Source organism: Propylenella binzhouense, assembly GCF_009866965.1.
In the GTDB taxonomy this organism is placed as follows: Bacteria; Pseudomonadota; Alphaproteobacteria; order Rhizobiales; family Afifellaceae; genus Propylenella; species Propylenella binzhouense.
The window spans coordinates 1-21,650 of the sequence record NZ_SPKJ01000073.1 but is presented as its reverse complement, the minus strand read 5'-3'; the positions used below and the strand labels follow the sequence as shown (position 1 = coordinate 21,650).

Sequence of the window (21,650 nt, the reverse complement as noted above, 5' to 3'; positions counted from 1 at the left end):
CTGCGCGCCGGCGCCGGCGCGCTCGCCGTGCGGGCGCGCCACAGGCTCCGCCCCGCGGCCGGCGACCGGACCGAGGCGATCGAGCTTCCCGCGCTCGGCCATGCGATCCGGCTCCGCCCGGGCTCGACCGACTGGGACGTGCTGCAGCACATCCTGGTCGAGGAGACCTATGACAGCCGGTCCCCGCTCCACGAGGCCGCTCTCGAGCGCTACTACCGCGCCGCGCTCTGCCGCGGGGACGTGCCGGTGATCGTCGATTGCGGCGCGAATATCGGGCTCGCCTCGATCTGGTACGCCCGCAGGTTTCCGCAGGCGCGGGTCTTCGCGGTGGAGCCGGAGGCTGCGAATTTCGAGCTCCTCGCCGCCAATGCCGCGCATTATCCGAACATCACCGCGCTCCGGTGCGGCATCTCCGACCGGAGCATGCGCATCACGATGAGGCACGGCGACGCGGCGCACTGGGCCTGGCGCGCGGAGGAGGACCCCGGCGGGGCCGTCGAGACGGTGACGATCCCGGGGCTCCTCGCCGGGGTCGCGAAGGCCGTGCCGCTGATCGTCAAGGTGGACGTCGAAGGCAGCGAGGTGGCGCTCTTCCGCTCCAACACGGACTGGACGGCGCGCACGCCGCTGATCGTCTTCGAGAGCCACGACTGGATGATGACGTGGTGCGGCACGGCGCATGCCGTCTTCGCGGTCCTCACGCAGCATCGCCGCGACTACGTTCACCGCGGCGAGAACACCTTCTCCTACGCGCATTTCCTCGCCGCCGAGTCCGGGCCGGGCGCCCCGGAGGGGTGAAGCCCGGGCGGCCCATGCCGGCCCGGCAGGGTGGGCCGGCCTTGCCGTCCGGACGATCCTACGGCGCGCCGGTCCGGCCCAGCTTGCGGTTGAAGAAGGCGATCGAGTCCGCCACCGCGCGGCGTGCGAGCGCGTCGGGCGCATATTCGCCGTCCGGCTCCCGGGCCGGGTAGACGTAGCCGTGGAGGTCGTGGTCGTAGGTCGCCCATTCGGCATCCTTGCCGAGCTCGGCGAGCATTTCGTAGCAGACCCGGAAGATGCCCTGGAGCTCGTCCCGGTCCCGTCCCTGCACGAGGATCGGGGTGTCGATGGTGCTCATGCGCGCGCGGGCGGTCTCCTCCGTGATGCGCGGGCGGACCTTCTCGGCCTCGCGCATCAGCATCCGCTCGACGTTGAGGAGCCCCGTCTCGGGATTGATCCCGGCGGTCTCGTCGGGCCGCAGCCGCAGGAATTCGTGCGCCGCCGGCTCGCTCGCGATCATCGCGTGGATGCCGGAATATTCGGACGCGATCTTCAGCGCCATCTCGCCGCCATGGCTGGAGCCCATGTAGCCGATCCGGTCGGCGTCGATGAAGGGCAGGCCCTTCGCGAACTCGACGACCGAGATCACGTCCTCGTATTCGAGCGGGCCGCGGCTCAGGAGCTGCCGGCCCTGGCGCCGGTCCTCGACGAGCTTGCCGAGCTTGTCGTAGGCGTAGTCGACCTCGGCGCGATAGCGCATCCAGGCGACGGCATAGCCTGCCTTCAGGAACTCTTCCTGGGCCCAGCTCCTGTTCTGGGTGAACCAGCGCAGGAGCTCGATGCCGCCGCCGCCATTGCCGGAGGCGAAGAGGACGAGCGGGAACGGGCCTTCGCCCTTCGGCAGCCTGAGGCCGATCGGGACGTACATGCCGTCGATCGCCTCCACGAGCGTGATGTGGACCGGGATATCGGAGCCGCGGACCGGCTCGACGAAGCTGAGGCCGGCCGGGACGCCCGGCAGGGGCTCCTCGGCGGGAATGGGTTGCGTCTGCACGTTCATGTCTCTCCTCCCCGGATTTTCGGGCGAGCATAGCCGCAGCGGAGGCGCGGGCAATCGTCTGCCGGTGTCCGGCGCGGGATTTCCGCCGTCCGCGGCCGGACGGAGCCGCGCCGTCGCGGCCCGGTTCGGCGCGCCGCCGGCGGTGCGGCCGCATGTGCCCTTTGACCGCCCGCCTCGCCGCGCCACCTTTGCGGCAAGTCTTCCGGATGATCGGAGCTTGAGCCATGGAACAGATCACGATCGGCGACAGCGGAATCCGCGCCTCCCGGATCGGACTCGGCACCTGGGCGATCGGCGGCTGGCAGTGGGGCGGCACCGACGAGGCCGAGTCGATCGCCACCATCCGCTCGGCGGTCGAGCGCGGGGTGACGCTGATCGACACCGCTCCGGTCTATGGCTTCGGCCGCTCGGAGGAGATCGTCGGCAAGGCGATCGCGGAGGCGGGGCTGCGGGAGCGGGTGCAGCTTGCGACCAAGCTCGGCCTCGCGTGGAAGGACGGTCAGGTCTACCGCGATTCCCGGCCGGAGCGGATCCGGCGGGAGGTCGAGGATTCGCTCCGTCGCCTGCGGACCGACGTGATCGATCTCTACCAGGTGCACTGGCCGGACCTCGAGACCGATCTCGCCGCGACGGCGGGCGCGCTCGACGAGCTCCGGCGCGCCGGCAAGATCAGGGCGATCGGCGTCAGCAACTTCTCGCCGGCGCAGATGGACGCCTTCCGCGCCGCCGCCCCGCTCGCCTCGGTGCAGCCGCCCTACAACCTCTTCGAGCGGGGGATGGAGGCCGACGTGCTGCCCTACGCGGAAAGGACGGGCCTGACTATCCTGAGCTACGGCGCGCTCTGCCGCGGCCTCCTCTCCGGGAGGATGCGGCCCGACACGACCTTCGAGGGCGACGACCTGCGGAAATCCGACCCGAAGTTCCGCGCGCCGCGCTTCCAGCATTATCTCGCGGCCGTAGACGAGCTCGGCCGGCTCGCCCGCGAGCGCTTCGGCAAGTCGGTGCTGGCGCTCGCGGTGCGCTGGGTTCTCGACCGCGGCCCGACGATCGCCCTCTGGGGCGCGCGCCATCCGGGACAGCTCGCGCCGGTCGACGACGTCGCGGGCTGGCGGATCGACGCCGAGGCCGAGGCGGAGATCGAGGCGATCCTCGCGCGCTGCGTGAAGGATCCGGTCGCGCCGGACTTCATGGCCCCCCCGGAGCGCCGGCCGGCCGGTGCCTGAGGCGGCCGCCGTCACTCCGGCCCGGCATATTTCCCGGCGGTCTCCGGGAACAGTGACTTCACCACCTTGAACTTCGAGATGTCGGCGGTCGCGTCCATGTGCAGGAAGATCGCGGCGTCGCGGAAGAGCTTCTCGACCCCGAAATCGAGCATCATTCCGTTGCCGCCGTGAAGCTCCACGCAGTGCTGGGCGACCTTCATGATCGCCTCGGACGCGAACACCTTCGCCATGTTGCAGAGCGTGTCGGCATCGCCGGCATTCTCGTCGACGGCGCGGGCGGCGCGCTCCACCATGCCGCGCACCGCCTCGATCAGCGTCGCCATCTCGGCCATCCGCAGCGCGACCGCCTGGTGCTTGATCAGGATGCGCCCGCCCTGGACGTAGGTCTGCACGTAGTCCGAGGCGACCTCGAAGCATCTGACCCCGACGCCGAGATTCTTCGCCGCCTGGATGATCTTGCCGGGCCGGTGATAGACGCCGAGGCGGCCGATCGCGTTTCCCTCGACGAGGAGATGGTCCTCCGGCAGGCGCATGTCCTCGAAGACGAGCTCGCCGTTGTTCATGTAGCGGCAGCCGAGCGTCTCGTTGCAGCGGGCGATTGTGAGGCCCGGCGTGCCGCGCGGGACGAGAAAGCTCGAGGTGCCCTGCAGCATGCCGACGCTCGGGTCGGTGTTGGCGTTCACGACATAGAGGCCCGCATCGTAGCCGTTCGAGATGAACTGCTTGCGCCCGTTGATGACCCAGGCGCCGTCCCGCTTCACGGCGCGCGTCTGCATGCCGGCTTCCGGGACGTTGTAGGGGAGCCAGCGGTCGGACGCGCCGCGCGGCTCGGTGGAGCAGTGGGCCAGCAGGAACTGCGGGTCGGCGAGGAGGCGGGGGAACCATCGCTCCTGCAGGTGCCGCGGCGCCACGTTCCTGAGGAGCACGGCGAGCTTCCAGTTCTGCACGAGCTTGTCGGCGAGGCCGGAATCGCCGCGGGCGATCTCCTCAGCGATGATCGCGAAGGTCCGGGCTTCCGTCGCCGGATCGAGCTCGATCCCGCCGAACTCGGGCGGCACGCCGAGCGTGCGGATTCCGATCGCCTCGCATCCCTCGAGGATCTCCGGCGGCAGCCGGCCCTCCGGCTGCATGTTCCACTCGCGGCGCCAGTCGGCCCGTATGAAGGGCAGCACGACGTCGTCCACGAATGCGCGGCAGCTCCGCCGCATCAGGATCTGCTCTTCCGAGAGCTCGGACACGATCTTCCTCCCCTGGTTCCTGTAGGGATGCCGCGCGCGGCCTCGGCCCCCGCCAGCATCTTGTCTGATCGTAGTACAATCTTGCGGAGGGCAGGAATCTGCCATTTGGACTTTCGTTCAGGTCCGGTTCATCACCCTGTGCCAAACTCGCACAACGGGTACGCCTCGACCGAACACGATCCCGCCGGCGGCCTTATTCCGTCGGACGGCGCAGGGAGGGCGAAATCGGCGATCAAGTCTCGAAGGAAGTCCGGCGCATCGTCGTGGAAGCGCGGGAGCACGGGCAGGGCCTCGACATCAACGAGGCGCTGAAGCGGTTGCGCGCACAATTCGGCGACGAATTCTACCACACGCGCCGTCGCGAGGTGACCAACATGCTGCTCACCGAATCCGTCCGCGCGGACGTTCCGGCCCAGCTCCCCATCGTCTGAGGCGCCGGGCCGGAACGGGATCACTGGGCCGTGTAGCCGCCGTCGATGACGAGCTCCGCGCCGGTGACGAACTTCGCCTCGTCCGACGCCAGGTAGAGAATGCCGTAGGCGATGTCGTCCGGCTCGCCGACATGGCCGATCGGATGCATGGCGTCGAGCGCCTTGCGCCCCTCCTCGAGGTCGCCCGCCTCGCTCAGATAGTGCTCGACCATCGGCGTCCAGATATAGCCCGGATGCACCGAGTTCACCCGGATTCCCAGGCCGGCCTTGGCGCAATAGAGCGCGACCGACTTGGTGTAGAGGCGGACGCCGCCCTTCGAGGCGTTGTAGGCGCCGAGATTGGGATCGCCGACGAGCCCTTCGATCGACGAGAGATTGATGATCGAGCCGCCCGGCTCCGCCTTGCGCTTCATCGCGAGGATGGCGTGCTTGGTGCCGAGGAAGACGCCGTCGAGATTGATGCTCATCAGCCTGCGCCAGCGCTCGAGCGTCTCCTCCTCCGGCGCGCCGCCCCAGCCGACGCCGGCATTGTTCACGAGGACGTCGAGCTTGCCGAAGCGGTCGAGCGTCGCCGCCATGACGCGCTCCCACGCCGCCTCGTCGGAGACGTCGTGCTCGAGATGGATGGCCTCGCCGCCAGCGGCGCAGATGGATTCGGCGACCCGTTCGGCGGTCTCGCCCTTGACGTCGGTGACCACCAGTTTCGCGCCTTCCCGGGCGAGCATGTGCGCGGCGGCCTCGCCGAGCCCCATGGCGCCTCCGGTCACCACCGCGACCTTTCCTTCGACCCTCTTCATCCGCCCGTCTCCGTTCGCATGGCTCATGCGGCCGGACCGTACCGCGCAACCCCGGTCGGGGATTTGACGAAGAGCAAAGCGGCGCCGGCGGCGGAGGGCTGGTCGGCAGCCCTCCGGCAGGGCCGCCTCGTCAGACGCTCAGCCCCTCCGCGAGGCTCGGCATGGCGAGCGCCGCGAAGCCGTAATGGCGGAGCCAGCGGAGGTCCGCCTCGAAAAAGGCGCGCAGGTCCGGAATGCCGTATTTCAGCATGGCGATGCGGTCGATCCCCATGCCGAAGGCGAAGCCCTGGTAGCGGTCCGGGTCGAGACCGCCCGCCCGGATCACGTTCGGGTGCACCATGCCGGATCCGAGGATTTCGAGCCAGCTGTCGCCCGCCCCGATCTTCAGCTCGCCCCCTTCCCACGAGCAGCCGATATCGACCTCCATCGAGGGCTCCGTGAACGGGAAGTGAGACGGGCGGAAGCGCATCTTCACTTCGTCGATCTCGAAGAACGCCTTGCAGAACGCCTCGAGCGTGCCCTTGAGGTGGCCGAGATGGGTGGTCTCGTCGATGACGAGGCCCTCCACCTGGTGGAACATCGGCGTGTGGGTCTGGTCCGAATCCGAGCGGAAGGTGCGTCCCGGCGCTATGATGCGGATCGGCGGCGCCTGGTTCTCCATGGTCCGGATCTGGACCGGCGAGGTGTGCGTCCGGAGCACCATGCGCGTGCCGTCCGCGCGCGGGTTGAAGTAGAAGGTGTCGTGCTCCTGCCGGGCGGGATGCTCCGGCGGGATGTTGAGCGCGCCGAAATTGTACCAGTCGGTCTCGATGTGCGGCCCTTCGGCGACCGAGAAGCCCATGTCGCCGAAGATGGCGATCACCTCCTCCATCACCTGGGTGACGGGATGGATCGTGCCGACCGGCTCGAAGCGGGCGGGCAGCGTCACGTCGACTTTCTCGGTGCGGAGCCGCTCGGCGAGCGCCGCCTCGCGCAGCTCGCCGCGCCGGCGCTCGATCGCCTCGCCGATCCGGTTCTTGAGATCGTTGAGCGCGGGGCCGGCCACCTTGCGCTCCTCGGGGCTCATCGCGCCGAGCGCCTTCAGCCGCTCGGACAGGGAGCCCTTCTTGCCGAGCGCGCCGACGCGCACGGCTTCGAGCGCGCGCTCGTCCGATGCGGCGGAAAGCGCCGCGCGGATTTCGTGTTCGAGGCTGTCGAGATCCTGGGTCATGTCCTGGAGGTCGCTTGGTCCGGTCGAAGCGGCGTTCTAGCCGTCCGGGCGCGGTACGGCCAGTGCACCGCAAGAGAATTCAATCGGAACGTTTGTTCTTGATGAAGACACGCGTCACGTGCATTCTTCCTTCCGGTTTCGCCGGAGGGGGGAATCATGGACGGAACGCAAGCCGCGCGGGGCGGGGGCTTGGCCGGGCGCGATCGCGTCCGGGACTGGCTCGCCGTCATGGTCTTCATCGTCGCGGCCGCGGGCATCCTCGTGCTCGCGGCCGCCACGCTCCTATGGGGTTCCGTGGACGACAAGCGGCAGGTCTTTCCGACCCTCGTTGCCTTGTTCGGCACCTGGGTCGGCACGATCCTCGCCTTCTACTTCTCCCGGGAGAACTTCCAGGCGGCGAACGACAGCCTGCAACGCACGGTCGACCGCCTCACCCCGGATGACCGCCTCCGCAGCACGCCCGTGCGCATCGCGATGATCCCGCGGAGCTCGATCGAAGGCGTCGGGACAGGGGGCGAGCCGGACGATCGGATCCCGCTCAGCGCGATCTGCGGCCTTCTCGCGAAAAAGCCGCGCATTCCCCTCATCGAGCCGGACGGAAGCCTGCGCTACATCGTTCACGACAGCATGGTCTGGAAGTACCTGGCCGACCTGGCGATCGCGGGTCAGCCGAAAAAGCCGGCCGACCTGACGGTCGCCGAGATGCTCGCGCACAGGCTCGACGGCGAGACGATCGGGGCGATGGTGAAGAAGGTCGCCTATGTCGCGGCCGACAGGAGCCTGGCGGAAGCGCGCGACGCCATGCTGGCGGTCAAGGGCGCCAAGGACGTGATCGTGACCCGGACCGGCAGGTCCGGCGAGCCGGTCGAAGGCTGGGTAACCGACGTCGACATTGCCCGCCACGCCCAGGTGCAGTGAGCCGCGGCGGCAGCGCCGCGGAAGCGTCCCCTCGAAACGGGAACGGGCGCACGAGGGCGCCCGCCGGTGATGGTCGCCGCTTCCGGCTCAGGCCGCGACGCGGCCCTTGAGAAGATCTGCGAGGGTCTTGCCGAGGCGCGCCGGCGAGGGGGAGACGCGGATGCCCGCTTCCTCCATCGCCGCGATCTTGTCCTCCGCGCCGCCCTTGCCGCCGGAGATGATGGCGCCCGCATGGCCCATGCGGCGGCCCGGAGGCGCCGTCCGCCCGGCGATGAAGCCGACCATCGGCTTCTTGCGGCCGCGCTTCGCCTCGTCCTTCAGGAACTGCGCCGCATCCTCCTCGGCCGAACCGCCGATCTCGCCGATCATGACGATCGACTCGGTCTCCGGATCGGCGAGGAACATCTCCAGCACGTCGACGAATTCGGTGCCCTTCACGGGGTCGCCGCCGATCCCGACGGCGCTCGTCTGGCCGAGCCCCTCCTGCGAGGTCTGGAACACGGCCTCGTAGGTGAGCGTGCCGGACCGCGACACGATGCCGACGGAGCCCTGCTTGAAGATGTTGGCCGGCATGATGCCGATCTTCGATTCCCCGGCGGTCACGATGCCCGGGCAGTTCGGCCCGATCAGCCGCGACTTGGAGCCGGAGAGCGCGCGCTTCACCTTCACCATGTCGAGAACCGGGATGCCCTCGGTGATGCAGACGATGAGCGGGATCTCGGCGTCGATCGCCTCGCAGATGGCGTCCGCGGCGCCCGGGGGCGGCACGTAGATCACCGAGGCGTCGGCGCCGGTCGCCTCGCGCGCCTCGGCGACGGTGTCGAAGACCGGCAGGCCGAGATGCGTCGAACCGCCCTTGCCGGGCGAGGTGCCGCCGACGACCCTGGTGCCGTAGGCGAGCGCCTGCTCGGAATGGAAGGTGCCGTTCTTGCCGGTGAAGCCCTGGGTGATGACCCGGGTGTTCCTGTCGATGAGAATGGACATCAGCGCGCCTCCCTCACGGCCTTTACGATCTTCTGGGCGGCATCGTCCAGATCGTCGGCGGGAATGACGTTGAGGCCGCTCTCCCGGATGATCGTCTTGCCCTCCTCGACATTGGTGCCCTCGAGGCGCACCACCAGCGGCACCTGCAGCCCGACGGCCTGCACCGCGGCGATCACGCCGCGGGCGATGACGTCGCACTTCATGATGCCGCCGAAGATGTTGACGAGGATGCCCTTCACCTTCGGGTCGGCGGTGATGATCTTGAAGGCCGCCGTCACCTTCTCCTCCGAGGCGCTGCCGCCGACGTCGAGGAAGTTCGCAGGGCTCTCGCCGTAGAGCTGGATGATGTCGAGCGAGGCCATGGCGAGGCCGGCGCCGTTCACCATGCAGCCGATCGTGCCGTCGAGCGCGATATAGGCGAGGTCGTACTTGGAGGCCTCGATCTCCTTCGGGTCCTCCTCGGTCTCGTCGCGCAGCGCCACGATCTCCGGGTGGCGGTAGAGCGCGTTCGAATCGAACGAGACCTTGGCGTCGAGCACGCGCAGGTCGCCCCCTTTGGTCACGATGAGCGGGTTGATCTCGAGCATCGCCATGTCCTTGGCGACGAAGGCGGCGTAGAGCTGCGCGACGAGGCCCGTCGCCTGCTTGGCGGCGGCGCCGGAAAGACCGAGCGCCTTGGCGACGGTGAGGCCGTGATGCGGCATCACGCCGGTCGCCGGATCGACGGAGAAGGTCTTGATCTTCTCGGGCGTGTTGTGGGCGACCTCCTCGATGTCCATGCCGCCCTCGGTGGAGACCACGAAGGCGATCCGCGAGGTCGCGCGGTCGACGAGGATCGAGAGGTAGAATTCCTTCTCGATCTCGGAGCCCTCCTCGATATAGAGGCGGTTGACCTGCTTGCCGGCGGGCCCGGTCTGCAGCGTCACCAGGGTGTTGCCGAGCATCTCGCGGGCGAAGGTCTTCACCTCGTCGACCGACTTGGCGAGGCGCACGCCGCCCTTCTCGCCCGCCGCCGCTTCCTTGAACTTGCCCTTGCCGCGGCCGCCGGCATGGATCTGCGACTTGACGACCCAGATCGGACCGCCGAGCTCGTTCGCCGCCTTCTCGGCCTCTTCCGGCTTGAAGATCGGCACACCGCGCGAGACCGGTGCGCCGAACTCCTTCAGCACGGCCTTGGCCTGGTATTCGTGGATGTTCATGAAGCGAATGCCCTGTCCTAAAGCTTGCCCTGCCGTGGCCGGCCGCTCAGTGCAGCGTCGCGGTTTGCGCCCGCTGCTTGATGAGGGCCAGCACGACGTCGATCGTGGGAGTCGGCACGTCGGCCAGGCGCCCCATTTCCTGAACTGCGGTTACCAGGGGATCAATCTCCATCGGACGGCCGCGTTCGAGATCCTGAAGCATCGACGTCTTGTGCGCGCCGACGGCGCCCGCGCCGTCAATACGACGATCGACGCTCACCCGGAAGTGCACGCCGAGCTTTTCTGCGATTTCCTGGGCCTCGACCATCATCGCGCGTGCAATGGACCTGGTACCCGGGTCGCCGGCGATCGTCTCGAGCGTCGCATGCGTGAGGGCACTGATCGGGTTGAAGCAGAGATTGCCCCAGAGCTTCAGCCAGAGCTCGTCCCGGATGTTCTCCATGACCGGTGCCCGCAGGCCGGCCGCGGTCATCAGCGCGCTCAGCCGCTCGACCCGCTCCGAGTGCTCGCCGGAAGGCTCGCCGAGCGGGAACTTGTCGCCGTAGACGTGCTCGATGACGCCGGGCTCGACCACTTCGGCGGCCGGATAGACGATGCAGCCGATCGCCCGCTCTGGCCGCAGCACCTCCCACTGGCGGCCGCCCGGATCGATGCTCTCGAGCGTCCGGTTCTCGAGCGCGCCGCCATGCCGGTAGAAGTACCAGTAGGGCACGCCGTTCACTGCGGTGACGATGCTCGAATGGTTGCCGAGGAGCGGCAGCATGCGGTCGACCACGCCGGGCACCGAATGCGCCTTCAGCGCGACGATCACGTAGTCCTGCGGTCCGAGCTCGGAAGGATCGTCGGTGCAGCGGAGCGCGGCGACCCGCTCCTCGCCGCCGATCCGGAGCCTGAGGCCGTTGCGGCGCATCGCCTCGAGATGGGCGCCGCGCGCCACGAGGCTGACCTCCGCGCCGGCCTGGGCGAGCTGGACGCCGAGATAGCCGCCGATCGCGCCGGCGCCGTAGACGCATATCTTCATGCTCTTCCTCCCCGAATAGCATGAGCCACCGCTGCAGGTTCAGGTATGCAGTATGTGGTATGCCAGAGAGAGTGACGGACTCCGGCGCGCCGTGTCAATGCCGCCGTTCGATGATGTCGGGAGGATGCCTCGCGGGCGGCCGCGCGATTCGAAGCCGGCTCGGCATCGGATCGCGCCGGGCGACAAAATGCCGCCGCCCAGGATCAGCCGAGCGCGGCCTTCAGCGCGGCCTCGATATGCTCGGGCAGGCAGGGCTTCTGCAGGATTGCGACCGGCTTCAGCGCCTGCACGTCCGGGTCCCGCTCAAGGTCGGCGTAGCCGGAAAGGAAGATCACGGCGGTGCCGTGGCGGTCGGCCAGCTCGCGGGCGACGTCAAGTCCGCTCGCGCCGCGATTGCCGAGGCCCACGTCCACGATCGCGGCCTGGGGCTTGTGCGTCTCCGCCGCCGCGATCGCCCCTTCGACGTCGCGCACCGGGCCGATGACCTGAAATCCGAGATCCTCGACGACGTCGGCGACGAAGAGGGCGACGAGCGCCTCGTCGTCCACGATCATCACGCCCGGTCTTCCTGCCCCGCCTGCTGTCGCCATGGCCGCACCTGATTTCCACAGCCATAGCGGGTTCGTCGACCAGTGTCACCTTGCCCGCCCGGCGATTGCAGGAATCCTGTGCGGTCGAAGACGGGCATGGAAATCGGAAACTGAATCAAGGCGGAGGGCCGGTCGGCGCCGCTCGTCGATTGCGCGCGGCCCGCCGTTGCCAAGCCGGCTCCGCCGTCTTGCGCGCCGCGTTCTGCGTCGGCCGGGCTAGGCCTCGGTGATGAGCAGGATCTTGCCGACGTGCTGGGCGTTCTCCATGGCCGCGTGCGCCCTGGCCGCTTCGGCGAGCGGCAGCGCCTCGCGCGTGACGGGCCTCAGCTTGCCCGCGGCGAAGAGCGGCCAGACATGCTCCCGGAGCTCGCGCGCGACCTCGGCCTTGAAGCCGTCGGAGCGGGAGCGGAGGGTCGAGCCGGTATAGACGAGCCGCTTGAGCATGACCGGCATGAGATTGATGTCGACCTTGGAGCCGAGGGCGAAGGCGAGCTGGACGATCCGCCCGTCGTGGTTCGCCGCCTTTATGTTGCGCTCCACGTAGGGCCCGCCGACGATGTCGAGGATGACGTCGGCGCCGCCGGCGGCCCGCACGATCTCGACGAAGTCCTCCTCGCGGTAGTCGATGACGCGGTCGGCGCCAAGCTCCGCCGCGATCGCGCAGCGCGCCGCCGGGCTGTCGGTCGCGAAGACGCGCGCGCCGAACGCCTTGCCGAGCTGGATCGCGGTCGTGCCGATGCCGCCGGCCGCGCCGTGGACGAGCAGGAGCTCGCCGGCCTTCAGCTTCGCGCCCATGAAGACGTTGCTCCAGACGGTGAAGAACGTCTCGGGCAGACCGGCCGCATCGACGAGCGAGACCCCCTCGGGCACCGGAAGGCAGTGCGACGCCTCGACCGCGCAGTACTCGGCATAGCCGCCGCCATTGGTGAGGGCGCAGACGGCGTCGCCCACCCGCCACCCCGAGACTTCGGCGCCCATGGCCGCCAGTTCGCCCGAAATCTCGAGCCCGAGCAGGTCCGATGCCCCCTTCGGCGGCGGGTAGAGGCCCTTCCTCTGCATGAGGTCCGGGCCGTTCACCCCGGCCGCGCGCACCCTGACCAGCACCTCCGTCGGTCCCGGCTGCGGCACCGGCCGGCGGCCGGGCACGAGAACGTCGGGTCCGCCTGCGCCGCTCATTTCGATGACGGTCATTTCCTGCGGGAGAGTGGCCATCCGTGCGCTTCCTCCGTTTCGCCAGAGCCGCCGGTCTCTTAGCGTCGCGGGCCTTCCCCGTCCACGCTTCGGGGCCTGCGGCGCGGCCGGCGCGGGGGCGGCGCGATCGCTCCACTTGCCAGCCCGCCTGCAATCCGCCATCCAGATAAGCCGTCGCGCCATGCGGAAGCGAAGGAGATCGCCATGACCATGCCGCTCGCGGGCATCTACGCTCCGGTCGTCACGCCGTTCCGTCCCGATCTCACGCCGGATCCCGAGCGCTTCATGCGCCATTGCCGCTGGCTGGTGAGCCAGAACTGCCGGCTTGCCGTATTCGGCACGAACAGCGAGGCGAACTCGCTCTCCGTCGGAGAGCGGAAGGCGCTCCTGGAAGGCCTGGTCGAGGGCGGTGTCCCCGCCGGCAGGATGATGCCCGGCACCGGCTGCTGCTCGATTCCGGAGACGGTCGACCTCACCTGCCATGCGGTCGATCTCGGCGTCGCCGCGGTGCTGATGCTGCCGCCCTTCTATTACAAGGGCGTGAGCGAGGACGGCCTCTTCCGGCACTATTCGGAGGTCGTCCAGCAGGTCGGCGACGAGCGGCTGAGGATCTGCCTCTACCATATCCCGCAGGTCTCCGGGGTGCCGATCCCGCTCGGCCTGATCGAGCGGCTGATCAAGGCCTATCCGGACAGCGTCGTCGGCATCAAGGACAGTTCCGGCGACTGGGCGAACCTCGCCGCGATGCTCGACGCCTTTCCCGGCTTCCAGATCTTCCCGGCGAGCGAGGGCTTGCTCTCGCGCAGCCTGCCGCTCGGCGCGGCCGGTTGCATCAGCGCGACCGCGAACGTGAACCCGGCCGGCATCCACCGGCTGTGGGCGGATTGGCAATCCGAGGCGGGCCCCGGGCTCCAGGCCGATGCCGACCGGATCAGGACGATCTTCGCGCGCTTCCCGATGATGATCGCCGCCATGAAGGCGGTCGTCGCGCACTACGCCTGCGACCCGGACTGGCGGATCGTGCGGCCGCCGCTCGACCAGCTCCCGGCCGACCAGACCGAAGCCCTGATCGGCGAGCTCGATCGGGCCGGCTTCGCCATGCCCGGGCTGGTCGCCGAGCCGGCCTGAAGGCCGCCCGGCCGGAGATCGGTCCGTGAGCCGGCTCGACCGCGTCCTCGGCCTGATCGATGCGGCCAATTCGGCCGATCCGAACCGCATCGCCGTCGACGGCGACCTGTTGCCGGCGGAGCTCGTCTACGGGCTGCGCATGTCGGCCCGGCTCGCCGCGCTGCGTCCGGGCGCCTCGGAGCATCTGAGAATAGCGGCGCGCGCGCAGCATCTCGAGCGCTGGACGCTGCCGCGCGCGAGCTACCCGATGGACAGGCCCGGCTATCTCCGCTGGCGCAACGAGCAGAAGCGCCGCCACGCCGCCCGCATCTCGGAGCTGATGACGGAAGCGGGCTACGATCCGGCGGATTGCGCCCGCGTCGCGGGTCTCGTTCAGAAGCGGGATCTGCGAAGCGACCCGGAGGCGCAGACGCTGGAGGACGTGGCCTGCCTGGTGTTCATCGAGCACTACCTGGCAGGCTTCGCCGCCGGCCGGGATCCTGCCCATCTCGCCGACATCGTCGCCAAGACCTGGCGGAAGATGTCGGAGGAGGGCCATGCCGCCGCGCTGCCGCTCGCCGGCCGATTGCCGCCCGGGCTCCGGGAGATCGTGACGGACGGCGTGCGGATCGCCTCCGGCGCGCCGGATGCTATTCCGCCGCTGCCGCCTGGATGAGGCCAGCACGCGGCCAGACGTCCAGCAAGGCGTCCACGAGATGCTCGATCATGGCATCGTCGTGCACGGGCGTCGGCGTCAGCCGGAGCCGCTCCGTTCCGCGCGGCACGGTCGGGAAGTTGATCGGCTGGACGTAGATTCCGTGGTCCGAAAGGAGCAGGTCCGTGACGGTCTTCGCCCTGACCGGGCACCCGACGAGCACCGGGACGATGTGGCTCGCGCTCGGCATGACCGGCAGGCCGGCCGAGGTCAGCACGCGCTTCAGCCGGTGGGCGCGCTCCTGGTGCTTCGCCCGGAGCTCCGGATGGGCCTTCACCCAGCGCACGCTCGCGAGCGCCGAGCCGAGCAGGACCGGCGGCAGCGACGTCGTGAAGATGAAGCCGGCGGCATGGCTCCGGATCGCGTCGATCACGTCGCCATCGGCCGCGATGTAGCCGCCCATGCAGCCGAATCCCTTGGCGAGCGTGCCCTCGATGATCGTGATGCGGTCCGCCAGGCCGTCGCGCTCGGAAACGCCGCCGCCGCGCGCGCCGTAGAGCCCGACGGCGTGGACCTCGTCGAGATAGGTCATCGCGCCGTAGCGGTCCGCCAGGTCGCAGATCGCCCGGATCGGGGCGATGTCGCCGTCCATCGAATAGACGGATTCGAAGGCGATTAGCTTCGGCCGGTCCGGACCGGCCGCCGAAAGTTTCGCCTCCAGATCGGCGAGGTCGTTGTGCCGGAAGATCTGCCGTTCGCAGCCGGAATGCCGGATGCCCTCGATCATCGAGGCGTGGTTGAGCGCGTCGGAAAGGATGAGGAGATCCGGAACGATCTTGCCGAGCGTGGCGAGCGTCGCCGCGTTCGAGACGTAGCCGGAGGTGAAGAGGAGCGCTGCCTCCTTTCCGTGCAGGTCAGCGAGCTCCCGCTCGAGGAGCACGTGCAGATGGCTCGTCCCGGAAATGTTGCGCGTGCCCCCGGAGCCGGCGCCCATGCCCTCGAGCGCCGCCCGTCCGGCCTCGATCACTGCGGGATTCTGGCTCTGGCCGAGATAGTCGTTCGAGCACCAGACGACGACCTCGCCGGGGCCGTCGCCGTGGTTGCGCGCGACGGGGAAGCGGCCGGCGATCCGCTCGAGATCGGCGAAGACGCGATACCGGCCCTCGTCCCGTACCCGTTCGACGGCATCACGGAAGTAGTGGACGGCGGCCATGCCCTGGGATCCCCCTCTGACTGGCACCCGTGATCGCGCCGGCCGCAAGGACCCGCATTGATCGAGGTCAAGCGGGGACCGCCGCCCCCGCCGCCCCCGCCGTCAGTGCCGGAAGTGGCGCATGCCCGTGAACACCATCGCGATTCCCGCCTCGTCGGCGGCCGCGATCACGGCGTCGTCGCGCAGCGAGCCGCCCGGCTGGATGGCAGCGGTGGCGCCGGCCTCCACGGCGGCGAGGAGCCCGTCCGGGAAGGGGAAGAAGGCGTCGGAGGCGACCACCGAGCCGGTGGTCAGCGGCTGCGCCAGCCCCGCCGCGGCCGCCGCCTCGGCCGCCTTGATCGCCGCGATCCGGGCGGAATCGAGCCGGCTCATCTGGCCGGCGCCGATGCCGACGGTCGCGCCGTCTTTGGCATAGACGATGGCGTTCGACTTGACGTGCTTGGCGACCCGGAAGGCGAAGAGGAGGTCGGCGAGCTCCGCTTCGCTCGGGGCGCGCCGGGTCACGACCCGCAACTCGTTCGGGCTCACCGCGCCGGCGTCGCGGCTCTGCACCAGGAGCCCGCCCGCGACCGTGCGCACCATGTGGCCCGGTCCCCGCGGGTCGGGCAGGCCGCCGGTGAGAAGCAGCCGGAGATTGACCTTCTCGGCGAAGACGGCCTTCGCGGCCTCGTCCGCGCCCGGGGCGATCACGACCTCGGTGAAGATCGAGGTGATCGCGCGCGCCGCGGTCTCGTCGAGTGGCCGGTTGAGCGCCACGATCCCGCCATAGGCGGAAACGGGATCGCAGCGGAGCGCCTTCTCGTAGGCCGTGACGAGATCGTCGGCGAGCGCCACGCCGCAGGGATTGGCATGCTTGATGATGGCGACCGCGGCGCTTTCCTCGGGGCGGAACTCGGCGACGGCCTCGAAGGCCGCGTCGGCGTCGCTGATGTTGTTGTAGGAGAGCGCCTTGCCCTGGACCTTCCGGGCCGCCGCCACGCCCGGCCGGCGTTCGCCGGTGACGTAGAGGGCGGCCTCCTGGTGCGGGTTCTCGCCGTAGCGCAGGCGCTCCTCCAGCGTGCCGGCGACGACGATGCGGGACGGCAGCGTCTCGCCGAGCGTGCCGGCATACCAGGTCGCGATCGCCGCATCGTAGGCGGCCGTGCGGGCGAACGCCTTGGCGGCCAGGCTCCGCCGCATCGCGCGCGGAAGGCCGCCATGCGTCGCTATCGCCTCGAGCACGGCGCCATAATCGGCGACGTCGACCACCACGCCGACATGGGCCGCGTTCTTGGCGGCCGCGCGGATCATGGCCGGGCCGCCTATGTCGATGTTCTCGACCGCCACCCCGAACGGCGCCTCGCCCGCGACGGTCTCCTCGAAGGGATAGAGGTTCACGACCAGGAGATCGATGCCGGCTATGCCGTGCTCATCCATGGCGCGCCTGTGCTCCGGGTCGTCGCGGAGCGCGAGCAGCCCGCCATGGATCTTCGGATGGAGCGTCTTCACCCGGCCGTCCATCATCTCGGCCATGCCGGTGACGGCGCTGACCTCGGTGACGGCGAGGCCCGCCTCGGCGATCGCCTTCGCGGTCCCCCCGGTCGAGACGAGTTCGACCCCGCTCGCGGCGAGGCCGCGGGCGAGCTCGAGCAGGCCCTCCTTGTCCGAGACGGAGAGGAGCGCCCGTCGGATCGGGGTGAAGTCGGGGCCGTCTGGTGCGGGTTGCGCGGACGAAGCCATCTGGAAGTCCCGTGCGGTATCGGAGAGAGGGTGCAGCTAGCACGCTCTCCCGCCGGCACGCAAAGGCTCAGCCGACCCGCTGGAAGCGCCAGCCGACCGCCGGGTTCTGCTGCACGATGTCCCTGAGCACGAGCTGACGCGTGCGGATCGCGCCGACCACGTCGGACAGGAGCACGCTCTCCTCGATCGTCACCGGCGCGCTGGCCTCGAACAGCCAGCGCCCGCCGCCGGGCAGGACGAGATCGATGCCGTTCGGAGTCTCGCCGGCGTCGACGCGCACGCTCGGATGCAGGTGGAACCGGATCGCATAGTGGATCGCCGGCCTCAGCGGCTCGCCGGGAAAGAGGTCGCTGCCGTGGAGGCCGGTGCCGTCCGCCGTCAAGATCAGGCGGCGCTGATGGTTGAGCCCGAGCCTGCGCTGGTAGCCGTCGTGATCGAGATCGAGCAGCACGCGCCCGTCCTCGAGCGTCTGCCGGGCGACGCTGACGCTGTGCGGGCCCGCCACGATATGGGCGTTCGCCTCCGGTCCCTCGAAGCGGCAGGAGGAGAGATCCTCCAGGACGGCGGTGGTATGGGCGGCGGTGAGGCGGGAGGCGCGCCGGAGCTCGCGGTGGCGCGCGGCCGGCGCGCCGCAATTGATGACGATCCGGTTCGCCCCGCAGGAGAGCTCGAAGGCGAGCGCGCCGGCATGGGCCTCGCTCGAATAGGCGATCGGCGGCGGGCGCCCGGTGTCGACGAGGAGCAGCATGTCCTCGACGGCGACCCGCTCGTAGCCGGAATAGGCGGCGCTCGAGATCGGCGCGCCGAGATTGTCGTCATAGGCGAGAAGGACGGGAACGAGGCTCGATGCCGCCGCCGAAGCGCCGTTGAAATGGGCGAACGAGCCGTCGGCGTGGCGGAAGAAGCGCAGCATCGGCGTCATGCGGTCGATGGCGTTCATCAGCAGTCCCGAGGGGCTCTGGCCGCGGGCGATGAGCGACTGCCGGAGCGGCAGGAGGTCGATCAGCACGTCGACGAGCGCGGTCGGGTTCCGCGAAACATGCCCGCCGTCCGGGAGGATCTGCACCTCGAGCTCGCGGTCGAGCCGCTCGAGCCCGGCGCGGGCAATCCGCTCCTGCCCGGAGAAGGAGAGCCCGATCGCCGCCACCGCGATGGCCGCCTTGAGCCGCGACAGCCCCGGCTCGCAGGTGGAGATGCTCGACTTGAGGAAGGCCGCGTGGCCGAGCAGGCCGCGGGCGAAGCGGCGGTAGGCGGCGTGATCGGCGTCGGAAAGGATGAGCGGCGACTGGGCGAGCAGCGAAAGCGCCCGGCGGGCGGCGACGTCGGTCTCCCAGGGGATCGACAGGGTCGGCTTGCCGTAGAGCTTCTGCCAGTCCCTCAGGATCGCGCGCGCATTGGAGCGGGCGAGCGGCGTGTCGGCGGCCCTGAGATGCCGGAGCCAGCCGAAGCCATGGAGCTCGCGGAGCCAGTCCTCGGAGGGGGGCACCGCCTCGAAGGGGGACTGGCCCTCCGCCTCGAGCACCTGGCCCGCGAAGACGAAGCGGCCGCCATAGATGTCGAGCGCGACGGTCGGATCGGCCGTCCTCAGGTCCGGCGGGGCGATCAGGAGCTCGAAGGCGCCGCCGCGGCCGCCCCGCCACCGTCGCACCGTACCGGCGACGGCGCCCTGGCGGATGCGCCGTCCGAGGCGACCGGCGCGGTGAAGCGCGAGCCGAACCCGATCGCCCGGTGCGATCGCCGTCATGGTCTGCGTTGGGTTCGCTGCGTCATCCGGTCCCGAGCATATCCGAATCGGCCGTGTTCACGAAACGTGCAGCGAAAAAGCCGTCGAGCCCGCCGGCCGGAGAGGATTCGCCGAAATTCATGCTGGGCAGCGTGCGCAGCGTTCCCGCCGGGGAGAGGAAATGCGCCATGCCCCCGACCTCGTCGGCTGTCGCGGGCTCGAGGCGGAATCCAGGATTGGCCTCCAGGAACCGGTCGGCCTGTCGCTCGCCCTCCTCCGGCTCGAGCGAGCAGGTGCAATAGACGAGCCTGCCGCCGGGCGCGACAAAGCGCGCGGCGCGCGCCAGCATGCGCGCCTGGAGGTCCGCCAGGGAGACCATGTCCGCCGGGCTCTTCAGCCAGGGAATGTCCGGGTGGCGCCGGATCGTGCCGGTCGCGGAACAGGGCGCATCGAGAAGCACGGCGTCGAAGGTCCGCTCCGGCTCCCAGGCGAGCAGGTCGGCGGCGACGAGCTCGGCGTCGAGCCGGAGCCGCGCGAGGTTGCCGGCAAGCCGGCGAAGCCGGCCCGGCGAAAGGTCGACGGCGGTGACGAGCGCGCCGGCCGCGGCGAGCTGGGCCGTCTTGCCGCCGGGTGCGGCGCAGAGATCGGCGACGCGCCTGCCCGCAAGGTCCGGGAGAAGCCGGGCCGGCAGAGCCGCCGCCGCGTCCTGCACCCACCAGGCGCCGGCGTCGTAGCCGGGGAGCGTGGAAACGCGCGGCATCGTCTCGACCCGCACGGAGCCGGTGGGCAGGATCGTGCCGCCGGTCGCGGCTGCCACCGCCTCCGGGTCGATGCGCGGGGTCAGGTCGAGCGGCGCGCGGACGAGATGCGCGGCCGCGATCGCCTCGGCGGCCGCTTCGCCGTAGCTCGCCGACCAGCGCTCGAACAGCCAGTCCGGCGTGTCGAGCCGGGCGGCATCCGGGCGATGAGCGAGTTCGCCGCGCTCGCGCGCGATCCGGCGGAGCACGCTGTTGACGAGCCCCTTCGCCGCCCGGGTCTGGCGGTCGTTGCCGGCCTGCGTGACGGCGAGGCTGACGGCGGCGTGGTCCGCCACCTCGAGGAAGAGAATCTGCGCCGCACCGACCGCGAGGATCGCATAGAGGCGGACGGCGCCGCGATCGAGCGGACGGTCCAGGCAGCGCGCGACGGCCGCGTCGATTTCCCCCCTGCGGCGGAGCGCCGTCGCGACGATCTGGCGGACGAGCGCCCTGTCGCGCGGCGGAAGATCGCGGAAGCCGGGAAGGCCGGAGCGGTCGTCGACGAGCGCGTCGAGGGCCACGCCGCGGCCGAGCACCTTCTCGAGGATGGAGACCGCGGTGAGGCGGACGGGAAGGCCCGGGACGCCTCCCGCGTTGGCCGGCCGCGGCTGTGCGGCTTCCCTGCGCCGGGGGGAGCGGCTCACCCCCACGGACCGCGCGCGGTCCTGCGGCCGGCATTGCCCCAGGGCCCGCTCGGGGCGGGCGAGGCGGGGGGCGGCGTTGCAGGCTCGAAGCTCCGGCCTCCGCCGGCCCCCATCTCGCGGGCGATTTCCTGCAGCGCCGCGATGCGGTTCTCGGTCGCCGGGTGCGTGGAGAACAGGTTGTCCATCCGCTCCCCCGACAGCGGGTTGATGATGAAGAGCGGCGCCGTCGCGGGATTCCGCTCGGCCGAGTACATCGGGATGCGGTGCGCGGCGTTCGCGATCTTGGCAAGGGCGGAGGCAAGCCAGAGCGGCTGGCCGCAGATCTCGGCGCCGCGGCGGTCCGCCGAATATTCCCGCGTCCTGCTGATGGCCATCTGGACCAGCATGGCCGCGATCGGCGCGGTGATGGCGGCGAGGAGCACCGCGATCGGGCCGAGCGGGCTGTTGTTGTCGCGGTTGCCGCCGAAGAAGAAGGCGAAGTTCGCGAGCATCGAGATCGCGCCGGCGATGGTCGCCGTGATCGTCATCGTCAGGGTGTCACGGTTCTGCACATGGGCGAGCTCGTGTGCCATGACGCCGGCGACCTCCTCCGGCGTCAGCCGCTCGAGCAGCCCGGTGGTGGCCGCGACCGCGGCGTTCTGCGGGTTGCGGCCGGTCGCGAACGCGTTCGGCTGCGCGTCGTCGATGACGTAGACCCGCGGCATCGGCAGGCCGGCACGCGCGGCGAGGCGCTCGATGATGCGGAAATATTCCGGTGCGGAGCGCGCGTCGACCTCGTGCGCGTTGTGCATCCTCAGCACGATCTTGTCGGCGTTCCAGTAGCTGAAGAGGTTCATCGCCGCGGCGACCAGGAAGGCGATGAACGCGCCGTTGCCGCCGCCGATCAGATATCCGACGCCCATGAAGATCGCGGTGAGCGTCGCAAGCAGCATCGCCGTCTTCATCAGGTTCATGTGTCGAACACCCCCGCTGCCTCTCCGGTCCGCCTTTCTGGCAGGACCTGCGCCCATATATGATGGGCTGCCGGCAAGGCATCAATGGAAGCTGCGATGGCGAGGATGGACGAGAACACGCGCGAAGGGACGCAGGAGAGCCTGCCCGCGGCGGCGCGGCGGGCACTGGCTGAGGCCGCCGAGCGGCGCCGGCTCGCGGAGGCGGCGGCCGCGGCCGC

The 21,650-nt window shown here is 70.1% G+C and carries 20 protein-coding genes; 6 read left to right on the top strand and 14 right to left on the bottom strand.

The features are described from left to right. On the top strand, nt 1–798 hold a 798-nt coding region (locus E4O86_RS17085; protein WP_161141762.1), incomplete at its 5' end, for an FkbM family methyltransferase. Between the two features lie 58 nt (nt 799–856). Here the strand turns inward: E4O86_RS17085 and E4O86_RS17080 are convergent. Next, nucleotides 857–1,819 carry an alpha/beta hydrolase family protein gene (locus E4O86_RS17080; RefSeq protein ID WP_161141761.1) on the bottom strand — a complete coding sequence of 321 codons (963 nt, stop codon included), beginning with the start codon at nt 1,817–1,819 and terminating at the stop codon, nt 857–859. Between the two features lie 224 nt (nt 1,820–2,043). Between E4O86_RS17080 and E4O86_RS17075 the strand changes: the two genes are divergently transcribed. After that, nucleotides 2,044–3,042: an aldo/keto reductase gene (locus tag E4O86_RS17075; protein ID WP_161141760.1), complete on the top strand. Its 999-nt coding sequence runs from the start codon at nt 2,044–2,046 to the stop codon at nt 3,040–3,042. An 11-nt stretch (nt 3,043–3,053) separates the two neighbouring features. Here E4O86_RS17075 and E4O86_RS17070 read toward each other — a convergent pair whose 3' ends face one another. Further along, complete coding sequence (locus E4O86_RS17070; protein WP_161141759.1) at nt 3,054–4,280, bottom strand: acyl-CoA dehydrogenase family protein; 1,227 nt, start codon at nt 4,278–4,280, stop codon at nt 3,054–3,056. Nucleotides 4,281–4,543: 263 nt separating this feature from the next. On the opposite strand from E4O86_RS17070, the gene E4O86_RS17065 reads away from it, so the two are divergent. Then, a complete protein-coding gene (locus E4O86_RS17065) occupies nt 4,544–4,711 on the top strand; it encodes a hypothetical protein (RefSeq protein ID WP_161141758.1) in 168 nt (55 codons plus the stop codon). Between the two features lie 20 nt (nt 4,712–4,731). On the opposite strand, the gene E4O86_RS17060 is transcribed toward E4O86_RS17065, so the two are convergent. Continuing rightward, on the bottom strand, nt 4,732–5,508 hold the full coding sequence (locus E4O86_RS17060; RefSeq protein ID WP_161141757.1) for a glucose 1-dehydrogenase: 777 nt from the start codon (nt 5,506–5,508) through the stop codon (nt 4,732–4,734). 130 nt (nt 5,509–5,638) lie between these two features. Beyond that, nucleotides 5,639–6,718 carry a phenylalanine--tRNA ligase subunit alpha gene (pheS, locus tag E4O86_RS17055; protein ID WP_161141756.1) on the bottom strand — a complete coding sequence of 360 codons (1,080 nt, stop codon included), beginning with the start codon at nt 6,716–6,718 and terminating at the stop codon, nt 5,639–5,641. A 156-nt stretch (nt 6,719–6,874) separates the two neighbouring features. Between pheS and E4O86_RS17050 the strand changes: the two genes are divergently transcribed. Then, entirely contained in the window at nt 6,875–7,636 is a 762-nt protein-coding gene (locus E4O86_RS17050; protein WP_161141755.1) for a hypothetical protein, read from the top strand. An 87-nt stretch (nt 7,637–7,723) separates the two neighbouring features. Here the strand turns inward: E4O86_RS17050 and sucD are convergent, their stop codons facing one another. The 5 genes from sucD to E4O86_RS17025 form a co-directional block, all read right to left on the bottom strand. Next, nucleotides 7,724–8,620, bottom strand: a complete 897-nt coding sequence (gene sucD / locus E4O86_RS17045; protein WP_161141754.1) for a succinate--CoA ligase subunit alpha — start codon at nt 8,618–8,620, stop codon at nt 7,724–7,726. Continuing rightward, entirely contained in the window at nt 8,620–9,819 is a 1,200-nt protein-coding gene (sucC, locus tag E4O86_RS17040; protein WP_161141753.1) for an ADP-forming succinate--CoA ligase subunit beta, read from the bottom strand. Before sucC ends, sucD begins: the two co-directional genes overlap by 1 nt. Nucleotides 9,820–9,865: 46 nt before the next feature. Continuing rightward, the gene (locus E4O86_RS17035) at nt 9,866–10,840 is read right to left on the bottom strand and encodes a 2-dehydropantoate 2-reductase (protein WP_161141752.1); all 975 of its coding nucleotides are present in this window, start codon (nt 10,838–10,840) and stop codon (nt 9,866–9,868) included. Nucleotides 10,841–11,043: 203 nt separating this feature from the next. Then, nucleotides 11,044–11,394 carry a response regulator gene (locus E4O86_RS17030; protein ID WP_246206458.1) on the bottom strand — a complete coding sequence of 117 codons (351 nt, stop codon included), beginning with the start codon at nt 11,392–11,394 and terminating at the stop codon, nt 11,044–11,046. Nucleotides 11,395–11,646: 252 nt separating this feature from the next. Then, on the bottom strand, nt 11,647–12,642 hold the full coding sequence (locus tag E4O86_RS17025) for an NAD(P)H-quinone oxidoreductase (protein ID WP_246206457.1): 996 nt from the start codon (nt 12,640–12,642) through the stop codon (nt 11,647–11,649). A 183-nt stretch (nt 12,643–12,825) separates the two neighbouring features. Between E4O86_RS17025 and E4O86_RS17020 the strand changes: the two genes are divergently transcribed. Together E4O86_RS17020 and E4O86_RS17015 are read left to right on the top strand one after the other, a co-directional pair. Beyond that, nucleotides 12,826–13,749 (top strand): dihydrodipicolinate synthase family protein, encoded by a 924-nt coding sequence (locus E4O86_RS17020; RefSeq protein ID WP_161141750.1) that lies wholly within the window; start codon nt 12,826–12,828, stop codon nt 13,747–13,749. Between the two features lie 25 nt (nt 13,750–13,774). Further along, nucleotides 13,775–14,404: a DUF4202 family protein gene (locus E4O86_RS17015; RefSeq protein ID WP_161141749.1), complete on the top strand. Its 630-nt coding sequence runs from the start codon at nt 13,775–13,777 to the stop codon at nt 14,402–14,404. Here E4O86_RS17015 and hemA read toward each other — a convergent pair. The 5 genes from hemA to htpX all read right to left on the bottom strand — a co-directional run bounded on the left by hemA (nt 14,379) and on the right by htpX (nt 21,432). Next, nucleotides 14,379–15,596, bottom strand: coding sequence for a 5-aminolevulinate synthase (gene hemA / locus E4O86_RS17010; RefSeq protein ID WP_161141748.1), 1,218 nt, complete (start codon nt 15,594–15,596; stop codon nt 14,379–14,381). The two genes, E4O86_RS17015 and hemA, sit on opposite strands and share 26 nt — an antisense overlap. A 102-nt stretch (nt 15,597–15,698) precedes the next feature. Beyond that, nucleotides 15,699–17,315 (bottom strand): bifunctional phosphoribosylaminoimidazolecarboxamide formyltransferase/IMP cyclohydrolase, encoded by a 1,617-nt coding sequence (purH, locus tag E4O86_RS17005; RefSeq protein WP_161141747.1) that lies wholly within the window; start codon nt 17,313–17,315, stop codon nt 15,699–15,701. Nucleotides 17,316–17,382: 67 nt separating this feature from the next. Further along, the gene (locus tag E4O86_RS17000; RefSeq protein ID WP_161141746.1) at nt 17,383–19,059 is read right to left on the bottom strand and encodes a heparinase II/III family protein; all 1,677 of its coding nucleotides are present in this window, start codon (nt 19,057–19,059) and stop codon (nt 17,383–17,385) included. 22 nt (nt 19,060–19,081) lie between these two features. Further along, nucleotides 19,082–20,479 (bottom strand): RsmB/NOP family class I SAM-dependent RNA methyltransferase, encoded by a 1,398-nt coding sequence (locus tag E4O86_RS16995; protein ID WP_343039183.1) that lies wholly within the window; start codon nt 20,477–20,479, stop codon nt 19,082–19,084. Continuing rightward, nucleotides 20,476–21,432 carry a zinc metalloprotease HtpX gene (gene htpX / locus E4O86_RS16990; protein WP_161141745.1) on the bottom strand — a complete coding sequence of 319 codons (957 nt, stop codon included), beginning with the start codon at nt 21,430–21,432 and terminating at the stop codon, nt 20,476–20,478. Before htpX ends, E4O86_RS16995 begins: the two co-directional genes overlap by 4 nt. Between the last annotated feature and the right edge of the window lie 218 nt (nt 21,433–21,650).

Coding starts and splice junctions, on each gene's coding strand:
- E4O86_RS17050 (WP_161141755.1), top strand. CDS start 6,875: ATGGACGGAACGCAAGCCGCGCGGGGCGGGGGCTTGGCCGGGCGCGAT.
- E4O86_RS17060 (WP_161141757.1), bottom strand. CDS start 5,508: ATGAAGAGGGTCGAAGGAAAGGTCGCGGTGGTGACCGGAGGCGCCATG.
- htpX (WP_161141745.1), bottom strand. CDS start 21,432: ATGAACCTGATGAAGACGGCGATGCTGCTTGCGACGCTCACCGCGATC.
- sucC (WP_161141753.1), bottom strand. CDS start 9,819: ATGAACATCCACGAATACCAGGCCAAGGCCGTGCTGAAGGAGTTCGGC.
- E4O86_RS17035 (WP_161141752.1), bottom strand. CDS start 10,840: ATGAAGATATGCGTCTACGGCGCCGGCGCGATCGGCGGCTATCTCGGC.
- E4O86_RS17080 (WP_161141761.1), bottom strand. CDS start 1,819: ATGAACGTGCAGACGCAACCCATTCCCGCCGAGGAGCCCCTGCCGGGC.
- pheS (WP_161141756.1), bottom strand. CDS start 6,718: ATGACCCAGGATCTCGACAGCCTCGAACACGAAATCCGCGCGGCGCTT.
- purH (WP_161141747.1), bottom strand. CDS start 17,315: ATGGCTTCGTCCGCGCAACCCGCACCAGACGGCCCCGACTTCACCCCG.
- sucD (WP_161141754.1), bottom strand. CDS start 8,620: ATGTCCATTCTCATCGACAGGAACACCCGGGTCATCACCCAGGGCTTC.
- E4O86_RS17075 (WP_161141760.1), top strand. CDS start 2,044: ATGGAACAGATCACGATCGGCGACAGCGGAATCCGCGCCTCCCGGATC.
- E4O86_RS17000 (WP_161141746.1), bottom strand. CDS start 19,059: ATGACGGCGATCGCACCGGGCGATCGGGTTCGGCTCGCGCTTCACCGC.
- E4O86_RS17020 (WP_161141750.1), top strand. CDS start 12,826: ATGACCATGCCGCTCGCGGGCATCTACGCTCCGGTCGTCACGCCGTTC.
- E4O86_RS17030 (WP_246206458.1), bottom strand. CDS start 11,394: ATGATCGTGGACGACGAGGCGCTCGTCGCCCTCTTCGTCGCCGACGTC.
- hemA (WP_161141748.1), bottom strand. CDS start 15,596: ATGGCCGCCGTCCACTACTTCCGTGATGCCGTCGAACGGGTACGGGAC.
- E4O86_RS17025 (WP_246206457.1), bottom strand. CDS start 12,642: ATGGCCACTCTCCCGCAGGAAATGACCGTCATCGAAATGAGCGGCGCA.